Source organism: Chitinophaga filiformis (assembly GCF_023100805.1).
GTDB lineage: Bacteria > Bacteroidota > Bacteroidia > Chitinophagales > Chitinophagaceae > Chitinophaga > Chitinophaga filiformis_B.
The window spans coordinates 1327392-1346748 of the sequence record NZ_CP095855.1 but is presented as its reverse complement, the minus strand read 5'-3'; the positions used below and the strand labels follow the sequence as shown (position 1 = coordinate 1346748).

The 19357-nt window shown below is 44.7% G+C and carries 21 protein-coding genes and 2 tRNA genes; 11 read left to right on the top strand and 12 right to left on the bottom strand.

Annotated features, from left to right (window positions below):
• Positions 1–14: 14 nt before the first annotated feature.
• Entirely contained in the window at positions 15–1484 is a 1470-nt protein-coding gene (locus tag MYF79_RS05640) for a DUF3375 domain-containing protein (protein WP_247812941.1), read from the bottom strand.
• A gap of 94 nt (positions 1485–1578) precedes the next feature.
• On the opposite strand from MYF79_RS05640, the gene MYF79_RS05635 reads away from it, so the two are divergent.
• From MYF79_RS05635 to MYF79_RS05625, 3 genes are all read left to right on the top strand, one after another.
• Positions 1579–1998 (top strand): hypothetical protein, encoded by a 420-nt coding sequence (locus MYF79_RS05635; protein WP_247812940.1) that lies wholly within the window; start codon positions 1579–1581, stop codon positions 1996–1998.
• 84 nt (positions 1999–2082) lie between these two features.
• Entirely contained in the window at positions 2083–2622 is a 540-nt protein-coding gene (locus MYF79_RS05630; protein WP_247812939.1) for an SRPBCC family protein, read from the top strand.
• 181 nt (positions 2623–2803) lie between these two features.
• Positions 2804–3718 carry a glycosyltransferase family 2 protein gene (locus MYF79_RS05625; RefSeq protein WP_247812938.1) on the top strand — a complete coding sequence of 305 codons (915 nt, stop codon included), beginning with the start codon at positions 2804–2806 and terminating at the stop codon, positions 3716–3718.
• A 119-nt stretch (positions 3719–3837) separates the two neighbouring features.
• Here MYF79_RS05625 and MYF79_RS05620 read toward each other — a convergent pair.
• From MYF79_RS05620 to MYF79_RS05610, 3 genes are all read right to left on the bottom strand, one after another.
• Positions 3838–3909 (bottom strand) — tRNA-Arg (locus tag MYF79_RS05620).
• 84 nt (positions 3910–3993) lie between these two features.
• The gene (locus MYF79_RS05615; RefSeq protein WP_199236197.1) at positions 3994–4569 is read right to left on the bottom strand and encodes a MarC family protein; all 576 of its coding nucleotides are present in this window, start codon (positions 4567–4569) and stop codon (positions 3994–3996) included.
• A gap of 140 nt (positions 4570–4709) precedes the next feature.
• The gene (locus MYF79_RS05610; protein ID WP_247812937.1) at positions 4710–5360 is read right to left on the bottom strand and encodes a tetratricopeptide repeat protein; all 651 of its coding nucleotides are present in this window, start codon (positions 5358–5360) and stop codon (positions 4710–4712) included.
• A gap of 157 nt (positions 5361–5517) precedes the next feature.
• Here MYF79_RS05610 and MYF79_RS05605 point away from each other — a divergent pair, with 157 nt between their 5' ends.
• The 6 genes from MYF79_RS05605 (at position 5518) to MYF79_RS05580 (ending at position 11246) form a co-directional block, all read left to right on the top strand.
• Positions 5518–6192, top strand: a complete 675-nt coding sequence (locus MYF79_RS05605) for a FadR/GntR family transcriptional regulator (protein ID WP_247812936.1) — start codon at positions 5518–5520, stop codon at positions 6190–6192.
• A gap of 5 nt (positions 6193–6197) precedes the next feature.
• The gene (locus tag MYF79_RS05600; protein WP_247812935.1) at positions 6198–7424 is read left to right on the top strand and encodes an MFS transporter; all 1227 of its coding nucleotides are present in this window, start codon (positions 6198–6200) and stop codon (positions 7422–7424) included.
• Positions 7425–7857: 433 nt separating this feature from the next.
• Complete coding sequence (locus MYF79_RS05595) at positions 7858–8148, top strand: 2TM domain-containing protein (protein WP_247812934.1); 291 nt, start codon at positions 7858–7860, stop codon at positions 8146–8148.
• A 61-nt stretch (positions 8149–8209) separates the two neighbouring features.
• Positions 8210–10018 (top strand): AMP-dependent synthetase/ligase, encoded by a 1809-nt coding sequence (locus tag MYF79_RS05590; RefSeq protein WP_247812933.1) that lies wholly within the window; start codon positions 8210–8212, stop codon positions 10016–10018.
• Positions 10019–10078: 60 nt separating this feature from the next.
• Positions 10079–10150: transfer RNA gene (locus MYF79_RS05585), tRNA-Arg, on the top strand.
• Between the two features lie 442 nt (positions 10151–10592).
• Entirely contained in the window at positions 10593–11246 is a 654-nt protein-coding gene (locus tag MYF79_RS05580) for an alpha/beta fold hydrolase (protein WP_247812932.1), read from the top strand.
• On the opposite strand, the gene MYF79_RS05575 is transcribed toward MYF79_RS05580, so the two are convergent.
• The 6 genes from MYF79_RS05575 to MYF79_RS05550 form a co-directional block, all read right to left on the bottom strand.
• Positions 11247–12035 (bottom strand): carbon-nitrogen hydrolase family protein, encoded by a 789-nt coding sequence (locus MYF79_RS05575; RefSeq protein WP_247812931.1) that lies wholly within the window; start codon positions 12033–12035, stop codon positions 11247–11249.
• Between the two features lie 131 nt (positions 12036–12166).
• Positions 12167–12958 (bottom strand): ester cyclase, encoded by a 792-nt coding sequence (locus MYF79_RS05570; RefSeq protein WP_247812930.1) that lies wholly within the window; start codon positions 12956–12958, stop codon positions 12167–12169.
• Positions 12959–13216: 258 nt separating this feature from the next.
• Positions 13217–14005 carry a PhzF family phenazine biosynthesis protein gene (locus MYF79_RS05565; RefSeq protein ID WP_247812929.1) on the bottom strand — a complete coding sequence of 263 codons (789 nt, stop codon included), beginning with the start codon at positions 14003–14005 and terminating at the stop codon, positions 13217–13219.
• Positions 14006–14073: 68 nt separating this feature from the next.
• Complete coding sequence (locus MYF79_RS05560) at positions 14074–14355, bottom strand: hypothetical protein (protein WP_247812928.1); 282 nt, start codon at positions 14353–14355, stop codon at positions 14074–14076.
• 168 nt (positions 14356–14523) lie between these two features.
• Complete coding sequence (locus MYF79_RS05555; protein WP_247812927.1) at positions 14524–14937, bottom strand: MarR family winged helix-turn-helix transcriptional regulator; 414 nt, start codon at positions 14935–14937, stop codon at positions 14524–14526.
• A 24-nt stretch (positions 14938–14961) separates the two neighbouring features.
• Positions 14962–15957, bottom strand: a complete 996-nt coding sequence (locus MYF79_RS05550; RefSeq protein WP_247812926.1) for an AraC family transcriptional regulator — start codon at positions 15955–15957, stop codon at positions 14962–14964.
• A gap of 102 nt (positions 15958–16059) precedes the next feature.
• Between MYF79_RS05550 and MYF79_RS05545 the strand changes: the two genes are divergently transcribed.
• Entirely contained in the window at positions 16060–16458 is a 399-nt protein-coding gene (locus MYF79_RS05545; RefSeq protein ID WP_247812925.1) for a nuclear transport factor 2 family protein, read from the top strand.
• A gap of 42 nt (positions 16459–16500) precedes the next feature.
• A complete protein-coding gene (locus tag MYF79_RS05540) occupies positions 16501–16974 on the top strand; it encodes a hypothetical protein (protein ID WP_247812924.1) in 474 nt (157 codons plus the stop codon).
• A gap of 110 nt (positions 16975–17084) precedes the next feature.
• Here MYF79_RS05540 and MYF79_RS05535 read toward each other — a convergent pair whose 3' ends face one another.
• Both MYF79_RS05535 and MYF79_RS05530 read right to left on the bottom strand, forming a co-directional pair.
• Positions 17085–18500 (bottom strand): PKD-like family lipoprotein, encoded by a 1416-nt coding sequence (locus MYF79_RS05535; protein ID WP_247812923.1) that lies wholly within the window; start codon positions 18498–18500, stop codon positions 17085–17087.
• Between the two features lie 15 nt (positions 18501–18515).
• Positions 18516–19346 carry a DUF4843 domain-containing protein gene (locus MYF79_RS05530; RefSeq protein ID WP_247812922.1) on the bottom strand — a complete coding sequence of 277 codons (831 nt, stop codon included), beginning with the start codon at positions 19344–19346 and terminating at the stop codon, positions 18516–18518.
• Between the last annotated feature and the right edge of the window lie 11 nt (positions 19347–19357).

The following is a 19357-nucleotide window of genomic DNA, read 5'->3' as shown; positions in this document are numbered from 1 at the left end:
ATAAATCCGCTCTGTTATTTACCAAATAATAAATAGGGAACTTCTACAAATTTTGTCTGCTCCGCATTTAGCGGGATCAGTTCTGTCGTATTTTTCACGATATATGCACGGCTGGATTTCTCACGCAGGAAATCATAATAACTGATGATCTCTGCCAGGCCATTCTCCAGGGGGGAATGTTCCAGCACTTCTTTCAACGTAGCCGTCTGCTTATCTTTCAATGCATGCTCCACTTTCTCCCATAGCTGTTTACGGTTGATAAAGGATGTATTCAGTAACCTGCTGAACCTTGTGATATCCTCTATCTGTTCGGTGGCATTGGCCGGCTGTTTCACTTCTACAGTTGTCCTCTTTTGTTCCAGCGCCAGTTTCTTTTCCATTACCATCCTGATGCCCACACTATCATCCAAGGTTATGCCACAATCAATATTGTCATCTTCCTCTATCAGGTCGAAGACAAATTCCTTGATGTTGTTGATCTGCTTGCGCAGGCGTCTATGCCTGGCTATTTCTTTCTCAGATATAATGCGGCTGAGCTTTTCGGCCATTTTATCGTTGGCGTCATATACGGTTTTTCCCTGCTGTAGCAGCATGGACTTGATATTCTGCAGGAACTGTTCATCGCCGCCAATCTTTCTTTCCGCCATGGTATGCAGCAGCTGGTCTGTGAGCTGTCGCCATTCTTCCTGGCCTGCCCGGGAGATCAGGAAGTCCCAGAAAGCATAGAAACTCTTTCCCTGGTTACTATTGCGCAGGGAGTCGTACGCTTCAAAGGCAAACCCTATAATGGCACCTTTGCTCTGCTCTGCCTTTGTGTGCTGCTCTACGATGGTACGATGAATGGCCTTGAAATTGTCTTCCACCTCTCTGAAATCGCTGATCAATTCGTAACACAGGCGTGTAAACAGTTCCAGTCGCTCTTCCACCTGGGCATTGTTGTACCTGTCCGGCACGATACCCAGTTCCAGGGCTTTGATCTCCTTATCGATATCAGCCCGTTTGTTTTTCAGTATTTCAAGTTTCTTGGCCCTGTCGTCTTCTGTATTCTCTACAATATCCCGTAAGGAATTGAATAACAGCTTAAAACGGCTTTCCGTTCCTACGTGCTGGCGTAGTTGTAAGGTCTGCATCCACTGGAATACCTTCTCGGTGTAGGCGCTGAGCTGGTACTGGGTATTTCCTTCTGCATCCGGGAGGTCCTGCAGTAGCCTTTTCTGTACCCAGTTCAGGATATATTTACGGCTGCGGGTTTCCTCATCTTCTCCAAAGTTGATCTTTGCTTCTTCCAGGTCTTCAGTTCCATCATCCTGTTGGCTCAGGGTCTCGGCCAGCAGGCGTACCAGCTGGACCTCAGAAATAGAAAATCTGTTCTCCTCTTTAAAAACACCATATAAGAAGGGTAAGATCCAGTGCGTATTACGCAGCCGCAACATCTGTATAGCTGGCGAGGTGGATATTAACCAATATAGATCGTCTTTATTCATAAAAATCCCCAAAGGCCTGTAAGTTGGAGAAAAAAAATGGATTTGAGAACGGATGTGGATAATGGAAAGTCGTAATTTGGCGTATCCGCTGACTATGAAATCATTACTTGCCGCCTGTTTACTGCTATCCGGACTTCAAATAACCGCGTTCTCCCAGTCCCGGTGTACTACTTATTATAGTGTTACCGAGGTTCCTCCTGCATATCCTGGTGGAGATGAGGGCATTATGAAGTATGGGATCAGGAAAATCATCCCACTGATATCTGCCTATTATAAGAAGGTACACGAATATCCGATAACGAGTTTCCGGGGAGCAACACTTTATATCAATCGACAGGGCATTGTAACGAATGTTGTTATTACGGACGACCGGATCCCAGCCAGCCTGCGGAATGTGCTTTGCAACGAGTTCATGAAAATGAGGGGTTGGAAACCTGCAAGACAGCATGGGCAAGCTGTCTGTGCCACATATCTGTATACTATCACGTGCATGACATGGCAGGACGATGATTAGAGACAAGAACAATTCCTATTTTACATTGTTGATACAAATCAAAAAAGACCTGAAAACCATTTCACGTAACTTAAACCTACACACATGAAAGCATTAAAGAAGATCCTGCTTGTTATCGTCGTACTAGTCGCTATTGTATTGATACTCGCTGCTTTTACTAAAAAGCGCTATGGTGTTGAACGGGAAATTGTGATCAATAAACCAAAACAGGAGGTTTTTGATTACATCAAACTCCTGAAAAACCAGGACAACTACAGCAAATGGGCCATGATGGACCCGGCAATGAAAAAGACCTACACAGGTACAGATGGCACTGTTGGTTTTATTTCCGCCTGGGACAGCGAGAAAAAAGATGTAGGTAAAGGCGAACAGGAAATCAAAAAAATCAATGAAGGCGAAAGGGTTGACTTTGAATTACGATTCATTAAGCCCTTTGAATCTACCGAACAGGCTTATATGCAGACCGAAGCCGTTTCTCCCACAACAACCAAGGTAAGATGGGGTTTCGACGGGCATATGAATTATCCCATGAACCTGATGTTGTTGTTCATGGATTTTGAGAAAATGATCGGAGATGATCTGCAGACGGGGCTTAACAACCTGAAATCGAATTTAGAGAAGTAATTTGACGGACTGAATAGGGGCGCTGATGATATTAAAGTATCATCAGTGCCTTTTTTATTGCAATACAGACGAGACCGCCCCAACCAGGCTGTTTTCTATGCAAATATGAATAATATCAATACTTTTACGCCGCTGAACCGGATAACGGCTTTCTAAACAGTATTTTTCTTATTCTATTTCTATGTCTGGCGAAATAAAACAGCTTCCTCTTGTATCGATAGTGATGGCAACCTATAATGGCGCGAAATTCCTGGAAGCACAAATGGATTCGCTGCTCGCGCAGACCTATCCCAATATCGAAATTGTAGCAGTTGATGACTGCAGTAAGGACAATACTTTTGAGCTCCTGGAACGATATGCGGCACAGCATAGTCATATCCGTGTATTCCGCAATACCTCCAACCTTGGTTATACGAGGAACTTTGAAAAAGCGGTCAGCCTGGCCACAGGAAAGTTCATTTCCTTTTCCGACCAGGACGACATATGGGCGCCCGAAAAAACAGCAGTGTTAATGAATGCCATAGGAGATCATCCTATGATCTACAGCGATTCACAGCTGGTTTCAGAAGACCTTCAGCCCCTGTGGAAACATTCCGATCTTAAGCACCAGACGCCCTTTGATAGTTGTCTTTATTTCGCCACTGACAATTGTGTAGCAGGCCATTCCCTTGTCATGAAAAGGGCTATCGCAGTTGCAGCCATGCCATATCCCAAAGAGGCAGCTTATGACCTCTGGCTGCCATTCTTTGCTACACTCTATGGCGAGGTACAATACATCAATACTGCGTTTGTACAATGGAGGCAGCATCACTCCAATATTACCGGCAAAAAATTTGACCTGAAAGCAAAGCTGCAGGATACGAGGACAATATTCCGCCTGTTCCGCGATGCATGCCCGGCGGCATTGGAAAAGGAAAGAAAGATCTTCCAGGAGCTGTATGATAGCTATGAAAGTTATTCTCTTCCGAACAACTTCAAACGCATGCGATTATTCTTCAAACACCAGCGTTATTTCCTGGGAATGAAGAAACGCAATGCATTCAGAAAGTTCCTTTTTTGTGTGAAGATGTTTTTTAAAATGAGGCCACACGCGTAGTTGCAGGAGGATGTACAGCATGTTGGGTTTAGAGGCAAAAAGAAAGTAAGCAAAGAAATAGATTCAAGACACCATATAAGCAAACAGCCAGTTCCGGAAATCGAAACTGGCTGTTTTTGTAGCCTCGACAGGAATCGAACCTGTATCTGGAGCTTCGGAAACTCTTATACTATCCATTGTACTACGAGGCCGGAAGCCATCCTGTTCACCAGGAAAGGAAGGCAAAACTAATGTATTTAGCGATCAATTACAAAAGCCCCTCTACTTATTTTCAATCACATATTCAGGTTGCTCTTGAATATCTTCACGGCAATGGCCAGCAGGATCACGCCAAAGAACTTACGTACTACCATTAGTCCCGCTTTACCCAGGATGCGTTCTATCCAGCTCAGAGAGCGCAATACAACATAGATGATCACCAGGTTCAGAAGGATGCCCGCCAGGATATTCGTTTCCTCGTAGTTGGCTTTGAGCGACATAATGGTGGTCAGGGTACCTGAACCGGCTATCAGCGGGAATGCGATTGGTATCAGGCTGCCTGTCTTAGTATCTTTCTCACTTTTGAAAAACTCCACCCCCAGGATCATTTCCAGACCTATCACGAAGATCACAATTGAACCAGCCACCGCAAAGGAGTGAACATCCACGCTCAGCAGGTTCAGGAATGGCTCTCCGACAAGCAGGAACAGGATCATCAGGAAGCCTGAGGCAATGGTAGCCTTTCCTGAGTCGATATGGCCCAGCTTTTCCTTCAGGGAGATCAGTACGGGAATAGACCCTACAATATCAATAACAGCGAAAAGAGTGAAGGTAATAGCCAGAATCTGGTCAAAACTGAACAAACCGAACATAGGATGACTGTGTTTTGGACAAAAATAAGGTTTAATTGATTATTACATATTTTAATATTGTATCATAGATACAAATAATTAAGGCAATAAAAAAGGCGCCCTGCTTGTAACAGGACGCCTTTCTCATATAAGCAGGTCCATCAACCGGGCATGCGGGAGATGTATTTATCCATTTCTTTTATCTGGCTTACTATCTGCGCGGTGGTAGGCTTTTGTGCCTTCGCCCTGCGGAAGTAATCTTTTGCCGTTTTGAAGTCCCTGCGGCTCATCGCAATGGAAGCGAGTGTCAGCAGTGCGGCAGCAGTGTTTTCTTTGTCAGGCAGCCCCATTCTAACCGCTTTCTTCAGGTTCTGGTCGGCTTCCTTCATATCGTTTTTCTGGTAAGCGATGGTACCCAGCTGAAAGTATTGCATGCCTTCGTATTCCTTCATCGGACTACCGGATTTGATACTCTGACGGATAGTTGCTTCCGCTTTATCCAGGTCTTTATTGTACATCGCCATATTACTCTGCATGAAATAGTAAACAGAGCGGATCGGTTTATACAGCAGTTTAGGGAAAGCGATCTTGTTCATCATTCCCATCGCCTTTTCAATATCACCAGCTTCCACCGCTTCCTGTACCAGCCTCATAGGGCCGAACATGAAATGTGTAACAAGGCAAACCACGCCGATCAGGAGGAGAATAGTAGCTTCCCACCAACCGACAGTAATACCCAGTGCAACACCACCTAACAGGAAGATAATACCCAATGGCAGACGATATAGAATAAAAAAGTTAAATGCTTTCATTTGTTAGTCTTGTTTTAAAGTCTGGTGGAACCCCTTACAAAGTTGCACGTTTTATAGCTCATTTCTTATAAGAGGCGCAAAGATAAATAAAAAAAGGTGTGAGGAAACGGGGAGATTCCCGTACCTTTGAATCATCAGATGATATGATGATTAACTTATGACGTCTATTAAGAGAAACAGCCTGGCCGACGAAGTGGCCCAGCGCTTACAGGAGCAGATATCTCTGGGGGTCTATAAACCGGGCGAGAAATTACCCACAGAGCCGGCTTTAATGCAAACCTATGGCGTGGGCCGGTCGTCCATACGGGAGGCGGTACGCATTCTGGCCAACAGTGGTGTATTACGTGTTCAACAGGGACTGGGCACCTTCGTGGAGGCCAGTACTGGTATTGAAGAACCATTCCCCCAACGGATAAAGCGGGCTGCAGTGGACGACCTGGACGAAGTACGGCAGCTGCTGGAGATGAAGATAGCCCAAAAGGCCGCGTTCAACAGAACGGCGGAGGATATTGAAAAGATGGAGGCTTATCTGAAAAAGAGAAAGGAAGCGGGTATTGCAGATGATACAGCCGGCGCCATTGAGGCTGATATCAGCTTCCACGTAACCATCGCGGAAGCATCCGGCAACAGCATCCTCACCGACCTCTATAAAACAGTGGCGCATCACCTGAAAAATCACTTTATAACGCAGTTCAAAAATGCTGAGAGCTTTAGAGAAACCCAGCATTTGCATAAGCATCTTTTAAACGCCATCATTGCCAGGGATGCCCAGAAAGCATGGCAATGGGCCCAACGTATTACCCAACATAATAACGACGAGCCAGCAAAGTAAATATCATGGAAAAAACATTACAGGAAACCGCAAAAGCGCAGGCACAGCAGGCCGCGCAGAATACAGTATTCTCTATTCTGGTGGCACTTAGCTTCTCCCATCTGATCAATGACACCATACAGTCACTGATACCCGCTATCTATCCCATCGTTAAAGATTCCCTCCGGCTTTCTTTCAGCCAGATAGGGCTGATCACGCTCACCTATCAGCTAACGGCCTCTCTGCTGCAACCACTGGTAGGATATTACACAGACAAGAACCCAAAGCCCTATTCGCTTGCCATTGGTATGGGCTTCACCCTATTGGGACTGATCAGTCTTTCCCAGGCACACCACTTTTACCTGGTACTCCTGTCTGTAGCACTGGTCGGTGTCGGTTCTTCCATCTTCCATCCCGAGGCTTCACGCCTGGCCTATATGGCTTCCGGTGGAAAACATGGTATGGCGCAATCACTTTTCCAGTTGGGAGGAAACGCCGGCAGCTCACTGGGGCCATTGCTCGCAGCGATGATCATTGTACCAAAAGGACAATCCAGCATCAGCTGGTTCTCGCTGGCAGCTTTGCTCGCCATTGTAGTGATGATCAATATCGGATCGTGGTACAAGAAGAATACACATCGCATCCGTAGTAAGGCGAAAGGTGCAGATACCTCAACATACGTACAGTTGCCCAGAGGCAAAGTCGTTTTTGCATTGGGCATATTGCTGGTACTGATCTTTTCGAAATACTTCTACATGGCCAGTATGACCAGCTATTACACATTCTATCTCATGGATAAATTCCATGTATCTGTACAGAGTGCGCAGGTTTATCTTTTCATTTTCCTGTTTGCCATTGCAGCAGGTACTTTTATCGGCGGCCCCGTGGGTGACCGCATCGGCCGCAAATACGTGATCTGGATATCTATACTTGGTGTAGCGCCTTTCTCGCTTTTATTACCACATGCTAACCTGTTCTGGACATCCGTACTTAGTGTATTTATTGGCGTGATCCTTTCATCCGCATTCTCTGCCATTCTTGTTTATGCACAGGAACTGGTACCCGGTAAAGTGGGCATGATCGCCGGATTGTTCTTCGGACTTGCATTTGGTATGGGTGGTGTCGGTTCTGCATTGCTGGGAGAACTGGCTGACAGGACCAGCATTGCTTATGTATTTGACGTATGCGCTTACCTGCCACTGATAGGCTTGCTTACGGGTCTGCTTCCGGATGTAGAGCATAAGGTCAAATAGAAATAAAGTGTTGAAGTTGCCGCGCTGCTGCGATAATGCTATGTGGCACACACAGTTAATAAAATAAAACCAGCTCACCGGTCCCTGTTTGCAAAAGGTATTTTTGTCACCAGGGACTGGTGAGTGCATTATTAGACAAAACGCTCTGGGTTTCATCAATTAAATAACCATTAAGACACAATCTTTAGTATATGCAATGAAGTTTAACCAATAAGTTTATATGTGATTCGTGGAATGCCGGGAAAATGATTTTTGTATCGCGTTATGCAGTCTGTCCATCAGGTCGTTAACCAAAATTATGTCGTGCTGCTGAAATAACATTGCAGTTCCAGGCTGGACAATGTTTTTACCTCTTTTTTATTGCCACCCTTCCGTCCACTGGTACTATTCAGGAAAAATTGCTACATTTAGTCGGGGCTTAAATCTTATACATATGGAAACAAATTCTCAACGCGACGAAAGACTCTGGAAAATCGCCCAGTCTAGGGCGAGATTCAAAACTTCGCTCATCATCTACCTCGTTATGAACGCCTTTTTCTGGGCGCTCTGGCTAGCCACAGGAGCCTATCGATATGGCGGCACACCATGGCCCGTATGGCCTGGAATTGGCTGGGGACTTGGGCTGGCATTCCAGTACTTTAATGCCTGGCATCGCGATCCGATGGGAGATGCAGTAAAAGAATATGAAAAATTGCAGGAGGAAAAGCAACGCAGAGGCTTATAAAACTCCACCACCTTTATAAATTCCGTTACCTTAACAAGGTACTTCACGTAAGCAGATCAATATGGAGCAGCCACGCAGATTATTTGATGTCATTGCGCACCAGCTAAAGAATTATCCCAAGTCAGACATGCTGGTAGGAAAAGAAAACAATGTCTGGAAAAAGTACAGTACACAGGCGGTAGCCGATCTTACACTGCGTTTTAGTGCAGGGCTGCTGCAACTTGGCATAGGCAAGGGAGATACAACTCCCGAGGGCTCTGACAAGATTGCGATAGTATCTCCCAACCGTCCTGAATGGATGCTGACAGACCTTGCCTGCCAACAAGCCGGCGCTGTCCTGGCGCCATTATACCCGACCATCAGTGAGCATGAAACGGAGTTCATCCTGAACGATTCAGGCGCTTCTATCCTGTTTGTGAGCGGACAGGATATATTTGATAAGATCGCCCCCATACGTCATAAACTATCTCATCTGAAAGAGATCTTCTCTTTTACCAAAATAGCAGGTTGCCGCCATTGGATGGAAATCCCTGATATGGCAAAACCAGAAGATATCGAAAGGATAAAAACTATCAGGGAGAAAATAGATCCTGAACAACTGGCTACCATCATCTATACTTCAGGTACGACGGGTACCCCTAAAGGAGTAATGCTGAATCACAGGAATATCATGAGCAATGTGATGGCATGTATCCCTTATCTGCCCGTAAGCCAGGAGGCCAGGGCGCTTAGTTTCCTACCCCTCAATCACGTTTTCGAACGCATGGTAACCTACGTATACCTTACTGCAGGAGTGCCTATTTACTATGCTGAAAGCATGGATACCATCGCCGACAACCTGCGGGAGGTCAAGCCAAGCATCTTTACCACCGTACCGCGACTACTCGAAAAAGTATATGAAAAGATCATGGCCAAAGGGCTGGAATTAAAGGGTATCAAACGTGCCCTGTTTTTCTGGTCAGTTGAACTGGGTAAGAAATATGAGATCAATAAATCGATGGGCTGGTGGTATAATCTCCAGTTGTCCATCGCCAATAAACTTGTATTCAAGAAATGGCGGGAAGCCCTGGGAGGCAATATTGACGCTGTCGTTGTCGGCTCTGCCGCCTGCCAGGTAAGATTGCTGAAAATATTCACCGCTGCCAACATTCCCATTCTGGAGGGCTACGGACTTACCGAAACATCACCCGTGATCAGTGTGAATCGTGTGGATGTAAAAGACCGTATGTTTGGTACAGTAGGCCCGCTCATCAGCAATGTGGAAGTTAAGATAGCTGAAGATGGAGAGATCCTTTGCAAAGGCCCCAATATCACACTGGGCTATTACAAACGCCCTGATCTGACTGCCGACGCCATTACAAACGACTGGTTCCATACCGGCGATATCGGCGTACTTGTCAACAACAAGTTCCTGAAGATCACAGACCGTAAAAAGGAGCTCTTTAAGACCTCGGGAGGCAAATTTGTAGCTCCCCAGCCTATAGAGAATAAATTCAAGGAATCGCCCTTCATTGAGCAGATTATGGTGGTAGGTGAGGGACGTAAGTTCACCGGCGCCCTGATTGTCCCTTCTTTTACTAACCTGGAAAGCTGGGCAGCTAAAAAAGGACTCCATACCTCTTCTCACGAGGAACTGCTACAAAACACTGATATTCAACAACTTTACCAACAGGTAGTTGAAAAATATAACCAGTATTTCAGTCACATAGAGCAGATCAAGAAGTTTGAACTGCTACCAAGGGAATGGACGATCGCCAATGGAGAGCTCTCCCCTACCCTTAAAGTAAAGCGGAAAGTGATCACCCAGAAATACGAACAACAGATTGAGAAAATCTATAATAGCACTGTGAGCGGGCAAATTTTGAGCTAAGTGCTCGAAATATGTAAAAAACGTTTACTTTTGCACTCCACTTTAGGGTTTATACCCTATGGCCCGGTAGTTCAATGGATAGAATAGAAGTTTCCTAAACTTTAGATACAAGTTCGATTCTTGTCCGGGCTACAAAGAAAAGTCAGCAGCGATGCTGGCTTTTTTCGTTTTTAACCCATCCTTACAAATAAATGATTCTCCCGAAAACAAAATACTATTCCCTGGCGCCGCCGACTACACACTTCATCACTTAAACAAATCTGCCGCCACCACTTCACCTTGTATGATATCCCGGTAATAGTCATTTTTCCTTACACCATAAGCTCCTATACACTGCAATTAATTCTGCCTCTCCGGATTCCATTCTTCCGGAGAGTATCTTTTACTCTTCAATACGCCCTACCAGCATAAAAAACCCTTTTATACTCAGCCCAAAGTCGTCGTTTTTTCGAGTTTTGGCTGATTATAATATTTTATAACCAGCCAAAACTCTTCAAGTTGCCTTACGGACAAGTATACCATGTGAACCCAAGATCATGCTGTATAAGCCCAATATAATTTACCTTTACTCACCATGAGCACGCAATCATTCAAACTAGAGATATCTCCCGCTATAGGCACAGTTACTGCCAAATACATTGCTCCGGCTAAGCCTGAATGCATATTCACCCTGGCGCATGGCGCAGGCGCAGGTATGGATCATATCTTCATGGAAACGCTGGCCGACGCTCTTGCCAAAGCAGGCATCGCCACCTTGAGATTTAACTTTCCGTTTGCTGAAAATAAAAAAGGCAGGCCTGATTCTCCTGCCGTTGCGCACGCAACAATAGAGGCCGCTATTAATAAAGCGCGTGAATTAGCACCCAAACTTCCCTTATTTGCTGCTGGTAAATCTTTCGGAGGAAGAATGAGCTCACAATACCTGGCGGCCCATCCGGATAGTCCGGTCAACGGTATTGTGTTCTATGGCTTTCCGCTTCATCCGGCAGGTAAACCATCTATTGAACGGGCCGATCATCTGAAGCAAATAAAAGTACCCATGCTCTTTCTACAAGGCTCGAAAGATACACTGGCTACCTGGGATCTAATTGAAGACGTGTGTGGTTCTCTGAAAAAGGCAACCCTGGTTAAACTTGAAGGCGCAGATCATTCATTTAAAGCAGGTAAAAAGGATGTGATGTCATTACTGGTGGATGAAACAAGGAAATGGGTAGAGAAAAAGCTATAATCAATTGTAAAGTGTATTCTTAAATCGCTTCGCTAATAATCCCGTTGCTTTCGAAGGATCTATATCTGCTACGATTACTCCGGTCCTGCCATAAGCCTCATGTATGATGCAGCTTCCGTCAGGTGCTATGACCGAAGACGCAGCATCAGGATATCGTGATGCATAATTCGAGCTAGCCATATAAATGGTATTTTCCATTGCCCGTAGCATGATCGCTTTTTCATAGTAAGGATTCTCCTTGCTACCCCACTCTTTAGGCAGCACACCTTCCGTATTACTTCCTCCAAAGTGAGGAAGAAATACAATCCTGGCTTCCCGCTGTGCCGACCACCTCACAGATTCAGGATATCGGAATCCTTCATGGCAAATAGTAATGCCAAACTTCACACCATTGATCTCAAAGAGTTGCCGCTCTGTACCTGCTTCCCATATATTATCCTCAGTAGGATCTAACTGATTTTTAGATTGGAAGCCTAACACTTCTCCACTGGCGGCAACTACAAAGGCGACATTCAATAATTTCCCCTCGTGATGCCAGTCCATTGGAACAATAATAGCTATTTCATTTTCTGATGCAATGGCACACACTTTATCCAATGCCGCCTGTAACTTCTCTTGTGTACGATCCTCAGCTTCATATCCCATACCCGGATAACCTGGAAGATATGATTCAGGGAAACAGATAATTTCTGCCTGTGCTGCGGCTGCGTCTTTTACCAATTTTTCAAGCCAGTATAATCCGTCATTGATGGATGTTGGAAAGGGAGGGGAAGCTAAAGCAATTTTCATATGCAGGGCTTTGTAAGATAAGATGCAAAGTTAAGTTTATTGACTAAATATTGCTGCCTACATCATTGCAGTAACATGTACGGCACAACATCCTGATATTGTATATACCTCTACTACTCCCCTCCGTCCCCTTATTGGCCCAACAGCTCTTTATACACCCCTCTGTCAATAGTTATACCCAGGCGTTTTAACATCTCCGGCATATCAAATCCCTCCTTCTTATATGCTGCCTGCACCGTCTCCCTGGCCTGCTCGAATACAGCCTTATTGGTCCATACAGCCGTTGTCACAAAAACCAGTTTACCATCAGCATCAGTATAAGAATAAGCAGCATCTTTAATGAAACCAGGCAGTGTTTTAATAAGATCACGGTTGATCTTCACCCGCTCAAGAAACTCATTTACAGCCGTAGCGGGAACTGTGAATTTGTCAATAAAAACGATGTTGTCCGGATTGCCATTAATATCACGGGGTAGTACGCCCAGTTCCTGTAAAAAGCCTAATCTATCAGTCAGTGTTTCACTATGAATAACCTTGCCATCCTTCAGCTCATATGCCACTATACCATTACTCGCCACTCTTCTTCCCGTAGCCGGGATATGCTGGAATGTACCACGGTGTGTACCCTGAAATTGCTGAAATACTACCACCTTATTACCTTCAGCAACTACATCTTTCACCTTCCACTGCGCGTCGGGAAAAGCGTTTGTCAATCCCGTAACTACCTGTTTAAAATCAGGGCCGTCATAAGCGGCAGATATCAGTTCAGGTATTAAGGCCAGATTTCTTTTGTTCATTGCTTCCTCATAGAGTTTCCTGATTACTTCCTTGTTCTGCATATTAACCTCCTTTTTGTCTGTAACCTGGGCATTGGTTATCTGTGATAATAACATCGCTGCGGCCAGGTATAGTAAACTTTTCATTGATTTTGTTTTTACAAAGCTACCTGGGGCGGCGTTGCAGGAATTGTAAAAAATCATTGATTTAAGGATGATATGCATGACCATCAGAGCTAAGGCGTATGCACGGCTTGATTGAGGACACACTGTTGGGAAGGCTCCTAATGTGGTTTTCAGAAATGTTCCCCTGACTGCATTTCCCGGACCAGGGAAGTGCAACCGTAATCGCGTAAAAAAGGGGCTTAAAATAGCCCCTTTAAAAATATATTATTTCTTAAAACGTCATATCCAGCATTTCCCGACAGAATAAGTACATGCATCGCCTGCTATCAGCACACGTTCTCCATTATCTGTACAATAGAGCGTTCCTACCCTTTCAGACAACTGCATGGCAGTTAATTCCTTTTTCTGTAAACGTTCACTCCAATAGGGGATCAATGAACAATGAGCAGATCCGGTTACAGGGTCTTCCAATATGGAAGCCTGAGGTGTAAAAAAGCGGGAAACGAAATCACAGTCATTCCCTTGTGCAGTAATAATAACACCTCCGGGGTCCAGGTTGATCTGATCCAGGACCTGCCTGTTGATACGGATATCCCGGATGTCACTTTCTGCACCATACACCAGCACATAGTCCCTTGCCTTTAATACAGCCAGGGGTTGCCGGTCCAGCGCCTTGCTGATGGTATCCGGCAGAGAGACCGCCACCGGCTTCCGGGCAGGGAAATCCAGCACGTAGCGATCATCTTTAAAACTCACTTCAAGCGGTCCGCTGGCAGAGCTAAACGATATTTTGTCCTTCTTATAGCCAAGGAATGTTTTTATCACATGTGCTGTTGCCAGGGTAGCATGTCCACAAAGGTCCATTTCTATTTCAGGGGTGAACCAGCGCAGGGCAAAGCCATCCCCTTCAGGAATGAAAAAGGCCGTCTCAGCTACCGCATTTTCTTTTGCAAGCAATAATAATTGCCTGTCAGGCAACCAGGTTTCCAGGGGAACAACACAGGCCGGATTACCGCCAAAAACATGATTTGTGAATGCATCTACCTGGTACAAGTTAAGCTCGGTCATATCTATTGTGTCTTAAACAGAGAAAGCCAGCAATATGCTGACTTTCTCAATAAATTTTAACTGATCAGTTATTCTTCCTCTTCATCATCATATTCATCTTCTTCCAGCCACTCAAGATAGGAATAGTACCATTCTTCCAGCTGGTCGAGCAGTTCTTCTTTCTTACCGGGAGCATTCTTGAAGAACTCATCCACATTATCAAACTCTGCCACAATATCAATATAAGCCTTTTCCTCATCTTCTTCTACCCTTTTAGCGAAGAAACGTGGCTGCTCGGTATGAAAGATATATTCATTGTCAGGATCCGTAACAGGATCATCTGCAATCATAAACTTGGGTAACTTTGCCATATTAATATATTTTTATTGATAATAACCGCGATTTAAAGACCAGACAAAAGTATCGATAAATCATTTACAGCACAAAAACAGTTTTTCCTTTTATGCTCCCGTTACACCTGTAAACAGCCTTCAACTGCAACGACAGTTACATTGGAACTGACACCGCCAACCAGTTGCTTATTGCTGCACGATATTCTCAATGATCCGGTTCAGTACACTGAGCGTTAATTTATACTCCTCATCACTGATTCCACGCATCATATGTGCCGCCCTTTCCTTTTGCAATGCAGCAAGATCTCTATATGCCTCCTCTCCCGCCGCTGTAAGTGTACAGGTGTCTTCCGCACCGATCACTATCCAACCCCGGTCCTTGAATAATTGTATGATCTCTCCATATTCCTGCACGGTAACGAAGTGCTTTACCTCCTGGAAAAACTGCCAGGTATTGATGCGTCCGCGCTCTGCTATGTTACGTATCACCATCCAGTGAAAACGTGTAATAGAAAGATCTTTAAAAACATCATTCATATAAGATGTGATTTGCTGATCGGCCTCTTTAAGGTACCAGCCGATAGGCTTGTTAGCTTCCATAGTTATTGCATTGTGAACGTTGTACTAATTTTTCTGAAAACTGAGCGGTGTCCTGCCCGTCCATCTTTTAAATGCCCTTGTAAAAGCACTCAGCTCATTGTAGCCCAGCATATACGATATTTCCTTTACGGGATAGCCACCCTCCTCCAGATAATGAATAGCCAGCGATTTCCTGACTTCATCAGCTACATCCTGATAACTGATCCCTTCGTCTTTCAACTTGCGTTGTAATGTTCTGGGACTAACATTAAAATTGGCGGCAATCTCATTCAGTGAAGGTATTCCAAGATAAGCATTCGTCAACAGGTAATGCCGTATCTTCTCTCCCAGCTCTCCGCCCGTTACTGTTATTCCTTCATTCACCTTTCGCAACAGAGTTTGCTGTATATCATAGTTCGCCGTCAGCAGTGGTTCCTGCTGGTATTCACGGTCAAATATCAGCGCATATTCAGCAGTGCTTTTTTCGGCTGTACACCGGAACACTCTTGTATACTCTTCCGCATTTTCCAGGCGATATGGCAAGCGTACTGCTACAGGTTTTATTTTCCGCAATAACAAACCATCCATTTCATGCACCACAAAAACCATGAACAACTCCAAAGTCTGGCGAAAGGAAAACGTGTCAGGCCTTCCCGTCTGGGGAAGGAAGCGGATGATAAAAACGTTGCCGGAAGATTCCACCGCTATTCTGAACAAGTCTGTCAGCAGATGCGACAAAGACGCCGCCTTCTCCACCGCCATCCCCACAGTATCACTTGTTCTGATAATATCCCCGACTATGCCGAGCGCTGACAATTGTAAAGACTCACCGAAGTGCAATCCGAATAAAGGATCGCCCGACAGCTGGCTGGCCTCACGCCATAACATATCCAGCTGCTGATTGCTGACTGCGTAGCCCGCATCAGCCTTTAATGCAGCGAGGTCTATTCCCGACAAGCGGCAAAGCTGCGTGGCCGGAACATCACGCAGGGCTGCATATGCTATCAGGCTCAACACAAAATGTCTCCGGCTATTCTCCATAACATGTCGTCAAATGGTAATTGTTTGTCGTATAAAGATAATAATGCCCCGGCGTACGGGAAATAGTTTTGCAATAACAAATCACCCATAAAAACAAACAATATGGAAAATCAGGCTAAACAAGTAGTTACCCAATTTCTGACCGCAGTACAACAAGGCGACAACCAAACACTTGCTGCATTACTGGACACCGCTATCGAATGGGACCAACCTGGCAATAACCGTTTCTCAGGTGTTAAGAAAAATGTTACTGAAGTCTTCCAGATGGTAGGCGGAATGTTTGAAGTAACCGGCAATACCCTCAGGCTGGCCGAGATCAGATCCATCACCACGAATGGCAACAGCGTAGCTTGCCTCATTCGCTGGACCGCCACGAAACCGGGAGGTCAGCAACTCGATGTGGATAACACCGACGTGTATACCGTGACAGGTGGCCGGATCGTAAAGGCCAGGATTTATTCGTCAGACATTGCACAGGAAGATAATTTCTGGGGAAAGTAACTTACTGGCACACTATTCGTTCTATAAGGCAAAACTTGTTACATGAAACCATATTTTGTAGCTGCAGCCTTATTAACGATGTTCAGTTGTCAGCCACCGGCCAGCAATACATCTGAAACAGCAGTGCAGGACACCAGTACCGCAACTGTCACAGCGCCGGCAGAGACAGCAGACCGCCCTTGTTACACGAAGATTTCCGGAAAGGATACAACCTATCTTGAGTTTGAAATTAAGAAGGATACAATTTACGGACGACTGGAGTATCACCTGTTCGAAAAGGACGAAAATGTTGGCCTTATCAAAGGCTCCATTGCTGACAATATCATTAAGGCTGAATACAACTTTATGAGTGAGGGCACTATCAGCAAAAGGCCTGTAATATTTAAAGTGGACAACAAGCAGGTATTTGAAGCGATTCCATCTTCTTTTGATAGCCAGGGTGTTCCTGTGTTTGACAAAGATCCAAGCAAGCTGAAGTTTGAAGACGCTCCTCTCGTAAAAGGCGTTTGTAAATAATCACAACCGGCAGCACCGGAATAACAAAGCCCCGCGAAAAGCATCGCGGGGCTTTTGGTTGTAGGGTTAATGGTTGGTTAAGTAGGTTTAATAGGATAGGATAAAAAGTGTTATTGTCTGACGAAGACATCAATTACTTTTCCCGGCAGGCCATCTACCTGACTGAGTATATTACCATATTTTCCGGTGCTGATATCAAGTGTATAAACGCTGCTTTCCGTACCTGCAATCAGCTTATTGCCGTCTTCCTGTATCTTTATCATTGTTACCTGCTTTCCGCCGAAATTGGCTTCCAGCTGTTTCAACTCCTGGTTAATTGGATTATAACGGTAGATCTTGTCGTTCGAAGTGAAGTAGAACGTACCTACCGGAGACGATTGCCATTTGGTTTGAGCAGTGAGCAGACTATCGCCTTTAAATTTGCGTTTATAGTTCGTTTTGAAACGCGAATTCCCTTTCAGAAAATCCAGACCGAACTTCAACTCATAAGTCTGTCCGCTGCTGTCACAAAATGCATACATGTCATTTTCTGTGATCTTCTCCATCTCCAGCAGATCCATCTTCAGGTTCTTTGGGTTGAAGAGTGAATCTTCCTGGATGTATTCTGTTCCGAAAAAGGTGGTCGGGTCAAAGCGCAGGAAACATTTTTTTACCTTATCAAATCCGAGATAATATGCACCGTCATTTGTATAGGCATAGATCAGGTCAGGGGCCAGGTTGTAATTGCCCGGTACAGGATTACTGAAGTAGCCATAATAAGTACCAAATGGTGCTGTCTCGGTGGTACCTACATAAAGTCTGTCATTCATCACCGCAGTGGTAGTTCCGTTAAGCAGGCGCTGGAAATAACTCGGAAGAAGTTCGCCGGGAGGATCGTAAAAGTTCTCTTTCAGGTACTTCATTCGTTTCAGGTCATCACTGTTAATTTCCACTGCAGGATGCGTAGCATCGCCACAAACAATCCAGTAGGCGGAATTTACATTCATATAACTGGTATTCCTTAATGGAATGATCTGCAAGGGATTTGTTCCAATGTTCTCTCCGTTAATTGAGGAATAAAGATCAGCCTGTACTTTACCGTCCGGTTTAATGAAAGATAATTTTGCCTGACCGCCGTCGTCCGTCAATACAAGTGTTCCCGTAGTAAATGCAGTTTTACCGCTAACGACAAATTTGTAATAATACTGCATACCAGTCCCGTTATCTCTCACGATCAACAAAGCACTGTACCTTTTGGCTCCAAGGCCGTAAACTATTTTTAGTGCTGGTCCCTGATAGTCGTCAGAACGTGCTTCTTCGGGAATATCTATTTTCCAGTAACAGGTCAGATCAGTCCTTCCCTCGGGCAACACTATTTTAGGAGATATGATCAGGCTATCTCCGGTAAACACAGTGTATAATGTGTCCAGACCGGAAACAACAGGTTCTCCCAGTTTTATATAATCATAATTCCCTTTGTCTTTGAAGCATGCCGAAAGAAAGGGAGCCAGCAAGGCTATCAGTATATATAGATATGTTCTTTTCATTGTATAGGATTTAACTTAGACCCGGTTACCATTTTCATCCTTGAAATAATACCGGCCATCATCAGGATTCTTTTCCAGGCGGTATTTGATATCGGGATTCTTACTACTGTAGAAGTAATAATATCCATCTGCTTCCATCGTAATCACATATCCTTCTTCCGGATATTGCTGCACCCATTTAAACGGATCCAGCAAGAAAGATTTGAATCGCCTTGTATGATATAATGCTTTAGGTATTATATTGAAATCCTGGAAATTAGTACCGAGTTCAGTAGTACCCGATACCCTGATAAACAATTCGTGCTTTACCCTGGAGTATTCACCCAGTTCACTCGCCCAGGCATTCCACCAGCTTGGCTTCTCTAATCGGTTGGAGAACTTCACAATGCCTTTATTCTGCAAGGTGAAAGCTACTCCCAGATCTTCCGTTGGCTGTAGCGTAAGCCCGATGGTCAGCGTTTTTGTTTTCAGCAGGGTATCCTTATTCAGCAGGATCAGGGGCACCATACATATGCCCGAGTCTGCGGCCATTATATATTTATCCTTTAAAGGAACATAATGAACATTTGCAATTGCAGTTGTACTGCTATCTACAGTTTTTACTATGAAGGTCCGTTCCTTCTTCACACGAAAACCTGATATCCTCACCGGGATAAATACCGTATCTTCTCCTTTGTCGGGGAAATAAGCAAAAGAATAAAGAAGGCTATCTGTTTTGTCGTCATCCTCATCGGGTATAAAATCAAAATAGACATTCTCTGTAGTATTGAATAAAGGCGTTGCTTCTTTCTTGCAGGCAAGACATACCATACAGCAAAGAACACCGAATAGAATATATTTTTTCATCTGGCCGTAGG

Coding starts and splice junctions, on each gene's coding strand:
- MYF79_RS05640 (WP_247812941.1), bottom strand. CDS start 1,484: ATGAATAAAGACGATCTATATTGGTTAATATCCACCTCGCCAGCTATA.
- MYF79_RS05635 (WP_247812940.1), top strand. CDS start 1,579: ATGAAATCATTACTTGCCGCCTGTTTACTGCTATCCGGACTTCAAATA.
- MYF79_RS05630 (WP_247812939.1), top strand. CDS start 2,083: ATGAAAGCATTAAAGAAGATCCTGCTTGTTATCGTCGTACTAGTCGCT.
- MYF79_RS05625 (WP_247812938.1), top strand. CDS start 2,804: ATGTCTGGCGAAATAAAACAGCTTCCTCTTGTATCGATAGTGATGGCA.
- MYF79_RS05615 (WP_199236197.1), bottom strand. CDS start 4,569: ATGTTCGGTTTGTTCAGTTTTGACCAGATTCTGGCTATTACCTTCACT.
- MYF79_RS05610 (WP_247812937.1), bottom strand. CDS start 5,360: ATGAAAGCATTTAACTTTTTTATTCTATATCGTCTGCCATTGGGTATT.
- MYF79_RS05605 (WP_247812936.1), top strand. CDS start 5,518: ATGACGTCTATTAAGAGAAACAGCCTGGCCGACGAAGTGGCCCAGCGC.
- MYF79_RS05600 (WP_247812935.1), top strand. CDS start 6,198: ATGGAAAAAACATTACAGGAAACCGCAAAAGCGCAGGCACAGCAGGCC.
- MYF79_RS05595 (WP_247812934.1), top strand. CDS start 7,858: ATGGAAACAAATTCTCAACGCGACGAAAGACTCTGGAAAATCGCCCAG.
- MYF79_RS05590 (WP_247812933.1), top strand. CDS start 8,210: ATGGAGCAGCCACGCAGATTATTTGATGTCATTGCGCACCAGCTAAAG.
- MYF79_RS05580 (WP_247812932.1), top strand. CDS start 10,593: ATGAGCACGCAATCATTCAAACTAGAGATATCTCCCGCTATAGGCACA.
- MYF79_RS05575 (WP_247812931.1), bottom strand. CDS start 12,035: ATGAAAATTGCTTTAGCTTCCCCTCCCTTTCCAACATCCATCAATGAC.
- MYF79_RS05570 (WP_247812930.1), bottom strand. CDS start 12,958: ATGAAAAGTTTACTATACCTGGCCGCAGCGATGTTATTATCACAGATA.
- MYF79_RS05565 (WP_247812929.1), bottom strand. CDS start 14,005: ATGACCGAGCTTAACTTGTACCAGGTAGATGCATTCACAAATCATGTT.
- MYF79_RS05560 (WP_247812928.1), bottom strand. CDS start 14,355: ATGGCAAAGTTACCCAAGTTTATGATTGCAGATGATCCTGTTACGGAT.
- MYF79_RS05555 (WP_247812927.1), bottom strand. CDS start 14,937: ATGGAAGCTAACAAGCCTATCGGCTGGTACCTTAAAGAGGCCGATCAG.
- MYF79_RS05550 (WP_247812926.1), bottom strand. CDS start 15,957: ATGGAGAATAGCCGGAGACATTTTGTGTTGAGCCTGATAGCATATGCA.
- MYF79_RS05545 (WP_247812925.1), top strand. CDS start 16,060: ATGGAAAATCAGGCTAAACAAGTAGTTACCCAATTTCTGACCGCAGTA.
- MYF79_RS05540 (WP_247812924.1), top strand. CDS start 16,501: ATGAAACCATATTTTGTAGCTGCAGCCTTATTAACGATGTTCAGTTGT.
- MYF79_RS05535 (WP_247812923.1), bottom strand. CDS start 18,500: ATGAAAAGAACATATCTATATATACTGATAGCCTTGCTGGCTCCCTTT.
- MYF79_RS05530 (WP_247812922.1), bottom strand. CDS start 19,346: ATGAAAAAATATATTCTATTCGGTGTTCTTTGCTGTATGGTATGTCTT.